The following is a 9486-nucleotide window of genomic DNA, read 5'->3' as shown; positions in this document are numbered from 1 at the left end:
TTGTTCGGGTGTGGGGTAAAATCGAAACCAATAGGCTTTTTCCATGGGGAGCATTTTAGCATATATTTCGTAAATGTGTTAATATTTAACAGTAAAGCCGTCGTAGAACGACGGGGTTTCAGACCCAAAATTTTCGATGACCGAGCCAACCCGATTAAACTATCACGATACCTATTCTTGTCCCGTCTGTCGCCATGGTAAAATTGCTGCTTTAACACTAATGGAAGCCTATGCTTGTAACTTTTGTCAACACATTTTTACTGCTAATTTAGAACAACAGGTTTTAAAAATGGCCGATAGTCAATTACCCTTAACTTGGTATTGGAATGGTAAGTATTGGCAGGGTTTACCGAGAGAAGGCATGGAGATGGCAGGTTTTTACTTAATTATCGGTTTAGGATTTGTGATTTTTCCCACAGCAATTGTGGCTACGGGTGCCTATCTTTTTCCTCCAGTCGAGGGGAGTACTTTGTCATGGGTGCCTCTATTTTGGTCGATTTTAACCTTTATTTGCCATGCTATTTGTTTACTCTGGTTAATGATCGAATATTATCAGTTTCCCGTTAATATGTATCTGCGGGCCTTGGCTCGTCGTTGGCAAAATTCTCTGGCCACTAGATTATTATCCTAGGAAACATTCAATCCCAGAAAGGGTAGCAGGAAGTGGGGTGCGAGGTGTGGGGGGGTCACTGCGTGCGCGTTGCGGGGGAAGAATAAATAAAAATAATCTCCTGAATACTGACTCCTGAATACTGACGACCGATAACTGTTCCCTAAATTATCCCCAAAGGACAAAATTGACCCGATAATTCTAGTTTATTGTTTTGCAGCAGATATAAACCGTATTCAATTCCTTCTACTACTGCTTGATAGGAAGCTTCCAAAATATTACTAGACACTCCCACGGTAGTCCATCTTTGTTGACCGTTACTCGACTCGATTAAAACCCTAGTTTTCGCTGCCGTCCCCGAACCACTATCGAGGATTCTCACTTTATAATCGGTCAGGTGAAAGTTAGCGATTTCAGGATAGAATTTGACTAAAGCCTTTCTTAAAGCCAGATCTAAAGCGGCCACCGGCCCGTTACCTTCGGCCACTTCTAATAAATCTTCCTCTTTTACCCGTACTTTAATTGTCGCGATCGCATTACCACTATCCCGCAGCATATCACAATACACTTGGAATCCTTTTAATTCAAAAAGGTGGCTTCTCTGTGCCAAAGCTTCCCGCATTAATAACTCAAAACTAGCTTCGGCTGCCTCAAATTGATAACCCTCACTTTCCAAGATTTTTAAACGTTCCAAAATTTGCCGACAGGTGGGATCATCTTTATTTAAATCGATGCCAAAACTGCGCGCTTTCGCTAACACATTACTTAATCCCGATTGGTCAGAAATGACGATGCGGCGCTGATTCCCGATCGCTTCCGGGTTAATATGTTCGTAGGTAAGGGGATTTTTCGCCACCGCAGAAACGTGAATACCACCTTTATGGGCAAAAGCGGAACGTCCGACGAAGGGAGCATGATCATCCGGCGCTAAATTGACCATTTCGCTGATTTTTCGGCTAGTTCCCGTCAATCGGCCTAATTGATTTTCTTCTAGGCAAGAAAAGCCCATTTTTAACTGAAGATTGGCAATTAAAGTACATAAATTGGCATTGCCGCAGCGTTCCCCATAACCGTTAATTGTGCCTTGAATCATGCGTACGCCCTCGTTAACTGCCGCTAAAGAGTTAGCTACGGCGGTTCCTGCGTCATTATGAGCATGGATGCCTAATTGAGGCGCATTTTCCTCATCGGGATCGATGCCCAATTTCTCCCGCACTTTCTCCACAATAGGGGCGATTTCTTGGGGTAAAGTGCCACCGTTGGTATCACAGAAAACTAACCATTCGGCCCCGGCAGCCCTGGCGGTTTTCAGGGTTAAAAGGGCGTATTCGGGGTTATTTTTGTAACCATCAAACCAATGTTCGGCATCATAAATGACTCGTTTTCCCTGACAGCGTAGATACTCGATCGTATCTCCTATCATGGCTAAATTCTCCTCCAGACTGGTTTTTAAGCCCTCTGTGACGTGCAGATCCCAAGATTTGCCGAAAATTGTCACCCAACGGGTTCTAGCGGCGAGAATGGCGGTTAACATCCGATCTTCCCGGGCCTCGATCTGGGGGCGACGAGTGGAACAAAAAGCGACTAATTCCGCTTGTTTTAGGGGTTCTTCGTGCAGTTTCCAGAAAAATTGACCGTCTCTAGGGTTTGCGCCAGGCCAACCGCCTTCGATAAAAGGAATACCCATCCGATCTAATTCCCTGGCGATTTTAATTTTATCTTCTAGGGAGAGGGAAATACCTTCTCGCTGGGCCCCATCTCGGAGAGTAGTGTCATAGACCCAAATGCGCTTACCATTGTTCATAGAAATAGTCAATAGATGTTAATATTAATTAATAACTGTAGCGACTTAAAATCACGCCCCTAATGCCTAGAATAACAGTTTACGGTCAAACAATCACCTGCGATCGAGGTGCAAATCTCCGTCGCATATTATTAAAACATGACATTTCTCTGTATAACGCCGGTTCCAAGTTCAGTTATCAGTTATCAGTTATCAGTTATCAGTTTTGAGTTTTCAGTGAACAGTATTAAGTATTAAAGTGTAAAGTAAGCTGTACTGAATTTAAACTGCCTATTGGAGATTTTAGTACAAATGCTCAAACTTCCTCTCCCTGCTCCCTGCTCCCAACTCTGGTGCAGTCTCAACGAGTAATTTAGATAGTCAACAGCTTATTAGGTGGCAAGTTCGGAGCCTTCTTTTCACTGATTACTGATTACTGTTTACTGATTACTGTTTACTGATTACTGTTTACTGATTAAGGTTATCAAATGAACGAGACAATAACTTTTCGGATATCACCAATAATTCGGGTAACTTTATTAAGTTTATATGTGGCGTTAACCATCCCCTTACCCTTTTTAGCAAAAGTCACTAATTCCCCCGTTAGTCCCAATTTTCTTTGGGTAGGAATTAGCTTAGGATTAATCGCTTTATACGGAGCTTTAAGTGAAAGAGTAATTTTATCAGAAACAGGAATACAAGTTACCTATCCCCAATGGGTTCCTGCTTTTCTTCGCTCTGGTTGGTGGTTAAATTGGACAGATATAAAAGAACTTAAATGTCGCAGTACAGGACAGGGTGGTTTAGTTTATTATTTCCTTGATCGCTCCTCGGAAAAAGCCTATTTATTGCCGATGCGAGTAGTGGGATTTAATCGCATGGTCAAAATAATCGAGGAAAAAACCAACTTGGATATGACTGATATTCGCCCCCTTTCTCAGCCTTGGATGTATGGAATTCTTTTTATTCTCACCCTATTTTTATTATTAGTTGATGCTTGGACTATTGCTACGGCGAGAACTATTATTCCCTAATAAATTCGGCTCAAAACGTAATCTACTAGCTCGATTAACACATCTTTTGAGGGAGAAGAAGCTAAACAGTCAAGGTGTTTTAAGGCACTTTGACCATACTGATTGGCTAATTCTTTTGAGCGAGGAATACCTTGGCTAGAGTGAATAAAATCAAGAGCTTTTTCGATGTCTCCTTCCTGACTAAATTCCCGTTCGATTAACACTTCTATATAGGGATTTTCCTCCATGGCAAAGAGAGCGGGAGCGGTGATATTACCACTGATCAAATCGGAGCCAGAGGGTTTTCCTAATACTTCCGTGGGGGAGGTAAAATCGAGAATATCATCGACGATTTGAAAAGCTAATCCTAAATCGCGACCATAATTATATAAATGATGATTAACTTCAGCCGATTGCTCGCTTAATACCCCGGCCGCTTTGGCACTGTTGGCAATTAAAGAAGCAGTTTTGTAGTAACTTTTTTCTAGATAAGCTGCCAAGGAGATACTGGTGTCAAAGCGATTAATTCCCTGTTGAATTTCCCCTTCAGCAAAATCGCGAATCACTTCTGAGAGCAATTTTACCACTTCTAAATTATCTAAATTTGCTAGATACCAAGAGGATTGAGCGAAAAGAAAATCCCCCGCTAAAACCGCCACGCGATTGTCAAATAAACTGTTAACGGTGGGAACACTGCGCCGCAATTCCGCCTCATCTACCACATCATCATGGACGAGACTGGCAGTGTGGATCATCTCCGTGATTTCCGCTAATCGACGATGACGAGGAGTGATATCCCGGTCTAACATGGTAGCGCGAGACACTAACAACACGATCGCCGGTCGAACGCGTTTACCACCGGCCTCGAACAAATGTTCTGCTGCCGCCGCTAAAATGGGATGACGAGCGCCGACGAGGTTTTTTAAGTTATCGGTCAAAAGACGGAGATCATCGTCAACGGGTGCGAATAAAGAAGTTGTTGGGATCATTGGTTAGCCAATTGGCGAGATAGTTACGAAAGTTTACATATCCTTACATTTATTTTAAGCTAACCGTCCAGACTAGGGAAGGGGAAGCATCAGTGATCAGTGATCAGTAATCAGTAATCAGTAAACAGTAATCAGTGAGGGGTTGGGGGTTGGGGTTTTCGTGGAAATTTCCCCCCACTTCCCACACCCCACACCCCACTTCCCTCATCCCTAATTTTTTTCCCGACAAAACTCTTGTCATTGTCAAGACTCTAGGGTAACTTGTATATAAAAATTAATAAAGCGAGAAGTATTAGAACGATGTTGAGACTAATTAGCGACTTTGACGGGCCGATAATGGACGTATCGGAGCGATATTACCAAGTTTATCAAGACTGTTTACAGAAAACCGCCTATAAAGGTCAAATTATCGGGGAATTATCGAAAGCGGAATTTTGGCAGTTAAAACGGGATCAGGTTTCTGAGAAGCGTATCGGGGAAATGTCAGGATTAGATGAAGATCAAGCGCGTAAATTTGCCCATCTTCGTCGTCAAACTGTTCATACTTTACCCTATCTTGTCCACGATCGCCCGGTGGTTGGTTCTTTGGAAACTCTCCAGAAAATCCAAGAGTTAAAGATCGATTTAGTCGTGATGACGATGCGGCGGGTATCCGAGCTAGATCATGCCTTTAATCGCCACGATATCGGTCGTTTTTTCGCCGCTAATCGTCGTTATTGTCTAAATAATAATTACACCAAAACCAACGACGTGCGCGACAAAACCCTGCTTATGGCTAAGGCCGCTAAGGAACTGCCGGCGGCTGCCGATACTTGGATGGTGGGGGATACGGAAGCGGATATTGCCGCCGCTAAGAGCCAAAATATTAAGGTTATTGGCGTATTATCCGGGATTCGCAGCCGTTCCCGTTTAGAGAGCTACGAGCCTGATTATATCGTCAATAACCTTGGGGAAGCAGTGGACGTGATCTTAGGCTCCCTACGAGCGATTGGTTAACGGAAAAAACTACTAATCACCCAAAAGATCAGAAAAGTGACGAGCGCATAAATTGGGCGATCGCCGAAGATATTCAAATCAGCCTTGGCCGCTAAACTGGCTAATCCCGCTCCCAGAGCGACTCCTAGCACTAAACCAGCGAGAGTGAATAGTAAGGCGCGGCCAAAACGGTTTTCCTTGCGGTTGAAAAAATAGATATTAACGAAAACGCCAAAAGCTAAGAGCAGCGGTAAAAGGGAGCCACTGGGATCGGGAACTAACAGCGTTATTGCTCCTAAACAAGCGTAAATCACTGCTGGTACGCCGATATCCCGTGCAGAAGGTGTATCGATTAAGCTTTGCCACCAGTGAGGAGATTTACTGCTAGTAACCGGTTTACTTTCCACCGGAATCGTCAGACGTTCGGGAAAACGAATGCGATCGGGAACTTTAATTCTACCCTCCTGTCGCATCCGCAGTCGATCCATGAGGACGGAATCGTAGGCCGACTCGATCAATTCGACAATTTTGCTATCATTTTGATACTGTTGCACCAGTCTTTGTTTGGCCTCTTGAATTTCTTCAAAAGAGGATTCTTCAGTAACCCCAAGTTGTTCGTAGGGATTCTGTTCACTCATGAACATACCTCCTTAATTATGCTCCCGATAGTCATGATCTTAACCCGATGTTCTGTAGTTTAACTTGAGATCCAAGCTTATTTAAATTAATTAAGTTTAGCGAAAATCTGGGCAGAATCGATCGCTTCGTAGGGATAACCACTAGCATCTAAAAGGCTTTTTTCGGCGATTTCTCCTTCTTTAACGATAATTAAGCGGTTTTTGCCACCGTAGGCTTTAATTGTGACAATTTCTAAAGCAAATAACCCCGGGGAGAAACGGGGATTTATGGCCCCATCGTACTCGAATTTACTCTGCATTAACTGCAAAGCATAGACGTTACTGCTATCAAAGGGTGCTGCATCTCTCATCGTTTTGGCCCGCACTACCGGGATTAAATCGCCAAAAGGAATAGAAATACTTTGCCAGGTGCGATCAAGTGTATCAAAAGAATAACAGTAACCGATGCCATCCCAACGTCCTTCACAGCGCAGAATTAATTTATAGCGTTTTCCGTCCCCTTCTACCTGTAATTCTATTCCCTCGTAGTTAGATAAATTTAGGGGAGGATTCAGGTTTCTGGTACGAACTGAGGCAAAACCGCCGTTATTTTCAGTTCTAACGATACCGGAAAAGAGCGCTCGTCCTCTAGTCAGGGTTATCTGACTCTCACTCACTCCTCCCATTACCACATCATCCACCGCACCCCAGATTTCTTTTATATCACTGCTGGGATTGCTAAAGTCAAAGAGGGTTTTTTCGGCGGTTATCCCGGCATTTTTCAGTAAATCGAGTAAATTAGCTAAACTATGGCGGTTATTCTCCCCTTGACAGTAGATAATTCTCTCAATCCCTGTGAATAATTGCGGGGTTTGCAGAGCAAATAAATCGACATTTTCGCCGAATAATTGACGTGCATCATCAATATTATCGACTAAAGCGCGCATTTGATAGTTTTGCTGCTGTAGTTGAGAGATTACTTTTCTACCGATCGCATTTTCACCACCAATGACTAATATAGTCTTCATCCCTTGCTCATTTGTTAGCTGATTTTTTTTATCTTCCCCGAAACCGAGCCGCTTTTGCAGACAACTCCACAGGGGAATACTATCAAAATAGTCTAGAGTTTGCCAAAATCTCTGAAAATCCCAGCTTTTCGACTCAGCCATAACTTTTCTCTCCTCAAAGGGCCTGATAAAGTTAGCCTAACCAAACCAGCTTTAATCCTTGCCGCAAACGCTCGTTAATTTCTCTGAAAACCCCTATATATATTTAGGCACGGATTCCCATTATATAAAAAGTATAAGTCAAGTCTTGGCTTTTGTCAAGCATTTTGGTTGAGATTCTTTAGTCTGGGAAAGTCTGTACGACGTGCGGCAAAGATTAGACAAGCTTGAATGTCGGCTAGTTCTAAATCGGGAAAGTCTTCTAAAATTTCAGTGATGCTGACGTTTTCAGCCAGCATTTCTAATATGTCTGTGACGCGGATTCGCATTCCACGAATACAACAAAATTCTGATAACAGGTAAGGGAAATTGCTCATCTGCATAGAGTTTTACCATTGTCTAATCAGCCTCGTTTTCCAGGATTGCTTTGGCAATTTCTTGGGGATGATTTTCGGCATATCTCCAAGCATTTGCCAGATCAACCGCGTTTAGGGTGGGATATGCTTCTAATATTTTTGCGTCGCTCAGTCCTTGTTGTTGGTAGCTGACTAATAGCCAAACCGGGATTCTGGTATTACGGATACAAGCATCACCACCACATACATTTAATGTTTTCTCAATTGCTAATTCTGGGATGAGGATGATAATTTCTACTCGACTATTTTTGTTATTCATTAGCGGACTATCTAGGGTGATTTGTCCTTGTTCGTTAATGGTTGCCATTGCTTTAACTGCTTTCATGTTTTTTGATTGAGATGTTAATCAATTTGTTGTTTAATTTCATTTAGCTTATGTCAGGGAACTAACCATAATAAAAACTACACCAGATCAAGAGTTTTTTATTCTTGTTTTCATTTTGTTTTCCCTAATACTCTATTTTAATTTCTTCATATTCTTCCTCTGTCATTGTCGTTTATCTCCACTGATAAACCATAAACAAATATGTGTTTTTAGTAAAATTTTCATGGTTGAATGGGTAAGTGCCTAAGTCGAATTGAAACATCAGTTACAGAGATGATTAGACCATTAGTAAGTTCTGTGGCATAGTTATTTAAGATGGCTAACAAGCGACGGTTCACAACTTCTCGGCTTACATTCCCTAGACGAAATAAAATAACACTGGGTAAGCTGTCGCCACTAATTGCTAATAGTTGAGCAAAGTCTAAATCTACTGTAAGTAATATTCTTTCTTCTTGACGAGCTTTGTCTAAAATATTTTGGTCTGTCATCTTTTCTAGGTTTTCTTCAATCAGGTGGATTGCGTCATAGCCTTGTTCTCTCAAAAGTGCAATTGTGCGGGGAGAGATACCCATATCACCTAAAAACTTCATACTGCTTGGGTGTTTTGCCAAAGGATGACGCGCTCTTGGGTTAGCCAAGCTGCATATCTTAAAGCTTGTTGGATGTCTTCTGGTTCGAGATAGGGATAGTCTTCAATTATCTCAGCTGTTGATAAGCCATTGGCGATGAGGTTAATGATGACCGATACGGGTATCCGCATTCCCCGAATACAAGCTTGACCCGCCATAATTTTAGGGTCAAAGGTAATGCGATCTAATCCTGCTATTGTTTTCATTTTGTTTTCCCTACTACTCTATTTTAATGGCTTTATATTCTGGATATAGGTGAGTTGATAAAGTTTGTAAACTAAGTTATCAATCTCTTTTTCTAATTCGTTTGTGTCAGCATAGCGATCACTTCATTCATTTTGCAGGTTTTCTAAATCGGCTAGGTCTTGAAGTCTCCCAGATGCTAATTTATTTTTTTTGAGATTGTCAAGATTGATAAAGTTAACAGGTACATCATTAAGCATTACTTCAATTTTGGAATCATAGCAGGTTTGAAAATCAACACCATCAGGATTTGTAATTAAATCAATTCGGTTCGGGGGATAGCCAAGCTGAATGATTTGATTAGGGGTTTGAAAGTCATCAGATGTCAATCCTAAGCTTTCAAATCCAAATTGACTTAATGCTGTTACTAATTTCTGAGCATTTTCTTGGCTTATTTCAATCCAAATATTAATATCTTTATTATACTTTATTATAGCATGGATGTCCATAAACTGCAACAGCATAACCACCGATAACCAGATATTTAACTTGGTTGTCGTTTAATAATTGTATATAGCGTTTCCTGTTGACAAGAGGTACATTCTCAATCCTGAAAAGCTTAATCAGCAAAGGTTAAAGTGGCTCTTCGTTACTCTTTATGCTAAATCAACAGACAAGATGCCAAGATAACATACTTCTAACCCAAAAATTCCGAAAGTTTCTAAAGCCATAGCCTCTTCGTTTTATTAGTTTAAGTTTATTGTTGATTCCCTCGACCAC

15 protein-coding genes and 1 pseudogene are annotated in these 9486 nt (G+C 41.6%); 4 read left to right on the top strand and 12 right to left on the bottom strand.

Annotation, left to right across the window (positions count from 1 at the left end):
* Positions 1-45: helix-turn-helix domain-containing protein (locus IM322_RS23120; protein WP_353737480.1), on the bottom strand; the 45-nt coding region annotated here is incomplete at its 3' end.
* Between the two features lie 91 nt (positions 46-136).
* Here IM322_RS23120 and IM322_RS01420 point away from each other — a divergent pair.
* Complete coding sequence (locus tag IM322_RS01420) at positions 137-631, top strand: hypothetical protein (RefSeq protein ID WP_287075677.1); 495 nt, start codon at positions 137-139, stop codon at positions 629-631.
* 142 nt (positions 632-773) lie between these two features.
* On the opposite strand, the gene cimA is transcribed toward IM322_RS01420, so the two are convergent.
* Entirely contained in the window at positions 774-2414 is a 1641-nt protein-coding gene (cimA, locus tag IM322_RS01415; RefSeq protein WP_287674104.1) for a citramalate synthase, read from the bottom strand.
* 62 nt (positions 2415-2476) lie between these two features.
* Here cimA and IM322_RS01410 point away from each other — a divergent pair.
* Both IM322_RS01410 and IM322_RS01405 read left to right on the top strand, forming a co-directional pair.
* Positions 2477-2584: pseudogene (locus IM322_RS01410) on the top strand (2Fe-2S iron-sulfur cluster-binding protein); the annotation flags it as partial.
* A 297-nt stretch (positions 2585-2881) separates the two neighbouring features.
* On the top strand, positions 2882-3427 hold the full coding sequence (locus IM322_RS01405) for a hypothetical protein (RefSeq protein WP_287674107.1): 546 nt from the start codon (positions 2882-2884) through the stop codon (positions 3425-3427).
* On the opposite strand, the gene sds is transcribed toward IM322_RS01405, so the two are convergent.
* Both sds and IM322_RS01395 read right to left on the bottom strand, forming a co-directional pair.
* Positions 3424-4395, bottom strand: a complete 972-nt coding sequence (gene sds / locus IM322_RS01400) for a solanesyl diphosphate synthase (protein ID WP_286827423.1) — start codon at positions 4393-4395, stop codon at positions 3424-3426. The two genes, IM322_RS01405 and sds, sit on opposite strands and share 4 nt — an antisense overlap.
* Before the next feature lie 103 nt (positions 4396-4498).
* Positions 4499-4636, bottom strand: coding sequence for a hypothetical protein (locus IM322_RS01395; protein ID WP_287674111.1), 138 nt, complete (start codon positions 4634-4636; stop codon positions 4499-4501).
* Between the two features lie 59 nt (positions 4637-4695).
* Here IM322_RS01395 and IM322_RS01390 point away from each other — a divergent pair, with 59 nt between their 5' ends.
* Complete coding sequence (locus tag IM322_RS01390; protein ID WP_002801790.1) at positions 4696-5391, top strand: HAD family hydrolase; 696 nt, start codon at positions 4696-4698, stop codon at positions 5389-5391.
* Here IM322_RS01390 and IM322_RS01385 read toward each other — a convergent pair.
* The 8 genes from IM322_RS01385 to IM322_RS01350 form a co-directional block, all read right to left on the bottom strand.
* A complete protein-coding gene (locus tag IM322_RS01385) occupies positions 5388-6008 on the bottom strand; it encodes a CPP1-like family protein (RefSeq protein ID WP_286827422.1) in 621 nt (206 codons plus the stop codon). The two genes, IM322_RS01390 and IM322_RS01385, sit on opposite strands and share 4 nt — an antisense overlap.
* A gap of 86 nt (positions 6009-6094) precedes the next feature.
* Positions 6095-7156, bottom strand: a complete 1062-nt coding sequence (locus tag IM322_RS01380) for a CIA30 family protein (protein ID WP_287674114.1) — start codon at positions 7154-7156, stop codon at positions 6095-6097.
* A 155-nt stretch (positions 7157-7311) separates the two neighbouring features.
* On the bottom strand, positions 7312-7536 hold the full coding sequence (locus tag IM322_RS01375; RefSeq protein WP_287674117.1) for a DUF433 domain-containing protein: 225 nt from the start codon (positions 7534-7536) through the stop codon (positions 7312-7314).
* 16 nt (positions 7537-7552) lie between these two features.
* The gene (locus IM322_RS01370) at positions 7553-7894 is read right to left on the bottom strand and encodes a DUF433 domain-containing protein (RefSeq protein ID WP_271972067.1); all 342 of its coding nucleotides are present in this window, start codon (positions 7892-7894) and stop codon (positions 7553-7555) included.
* 221 nt (positions 7895-8115) lie between these two features.
* A complete protein-coding gene (locus tag IM322_RS01365) occupies positions 8116-8484 on the bottom strand; it encodes a DUF5615 family PIN-like protein (protein ID WP_287674120.1) in 369 nt (122 codons plus the stop codon).
* Positions 8481-8729 carry a DUF433 domain-containing protein gene (locus IM322_RS01360; RefSeq protein ID WP_286827419.1) on the bottom strand — a complete coding sequence of 83 codons (249 nt, stop codon included), beginning with the start codon at positions 8727-8729 and terminating at the stop codon, positions 8481-8483. Before IM322_RS01360 ends, IM322_RS01365 begins: the two co-directional genes overlap by 4 nt.
* A 123-nt stretch (positions 8730-8852) precedes the next feature.
* Positions 8853-9230, bottom strand: coding sequence for a hypothetical protein (locus IM322_RS01355; RefSeq protein WP_287674121.1), 378 nt, complete (start codon positions 9228-9230; stop codon positions 8853-8855).
* Between the two features lie 142 nt (positions 9231-9372).
* The coding region (locus tag IM322_RS01350) for a transposase (protein ID WP_130758671.1) at positions 9373-9486 on the bottom strand (114 nt) is incomplete at its 5' end.

This window comes from Microcystis sp. M109S1, from assembly GCF_020247025.1.
Lineage (GTDB): Bacteria > Cyanobacteriota > Cyanobacteriia > Cyanobacteriales > Microcystaceae > Microcystis.
This window is presented reverse-complemented; position numbering and strand designations above follow the sequence as displayed.

Bases quoted from the DNA above. Each gene is read 5' to 3' on its own strand.
- IM322_RS01420 (WP_287075677.1), top strand. From the start codon at position 137: ATGACCGAGCCAACCCGATTAAACTATCACGATACCTATTCTTGTCCC.
- cimA (WP_287674104.1), bottom strand. From the start codon at position 2,414: ATGAACAATGGTAAGCGCATTTGGGTCTATGACACTACTCTCCGAGAT.
- IM322_RS01405 (WP_287674107.1), top strand. From the start codon at position 2,882: ATGAACGAGACAATAACTTTTCGGATATCACCAATAATTCGGGTAACT.
- sds (WP_286827423.1), bottom strand. From the start codon at position 4,395: ATGATCCCAACAACTTCTTTATTCGCACCCGTTGACGATGATCTCCGT.
- IM322_RS01395 (WP_287674111.1), bottom strand. From the start codon at position 4,636: ATGACAAGAGTTTTGTCGGGAAAAAAATTAGGGATGAGGGAAGTGGGG.
- IM322_RS01390 (WP_002801790.1), top strand. From the start codon at position 4,696: ATGTTGAGACTAATTAGCGACTTTGACGGGCCGATAATGGACGTATCG.
- IM322_RS01385 (WP_286827422.1), bottom strand. From the start codon at position 6,008: ATGAGTGAACAGAATCCCTACGAACAACTTGGGGTTACTGAAGAATCC.
- IM322_RS01380 (WP_287674114.1), bottom strand. From the start codon at position 7,156: ATGGCTGAGTCGAAAAGCTGGGATTTTCAGAGATTTTGGCAAACTCTA.
- IM322_RS01375 (WP_287674117.1), bottom strand. From the start codon at position 7,536: ATGCAGATGAGCAATTTCCCTTACCTGTTATCAGAATTTTGTTGTATT.
- IM322_RS01370 (WP_271972067.1), bottom strand. From the start codon at position 7,894: ATGAAAGCAGTTAAAGCAATGGCAACCATTAACGAACAAGGACAAATC.
- IM322_RS01365 (WP_287674120.1), bottom strand. From the start codon at position 8,484: ATGAAGTTTTTAGGTGATATGGGTATCTCTCCCCGCACAATTGCACTT.
- IM322_RS01360 (WP_286827419.1), bottom strand. From the start codon at position 8,729: ATGAAAACAATAGCAGGATTAGATCGCATTACCTTTGACCCTAAAATT.
- IM322_RS01355 (WP_287674121.1), bottom strand. From the start codon at position 9,230: ATGCTGTTGCAGTTTATGGACATCCATGCTATAATAAAGTATAATAAA.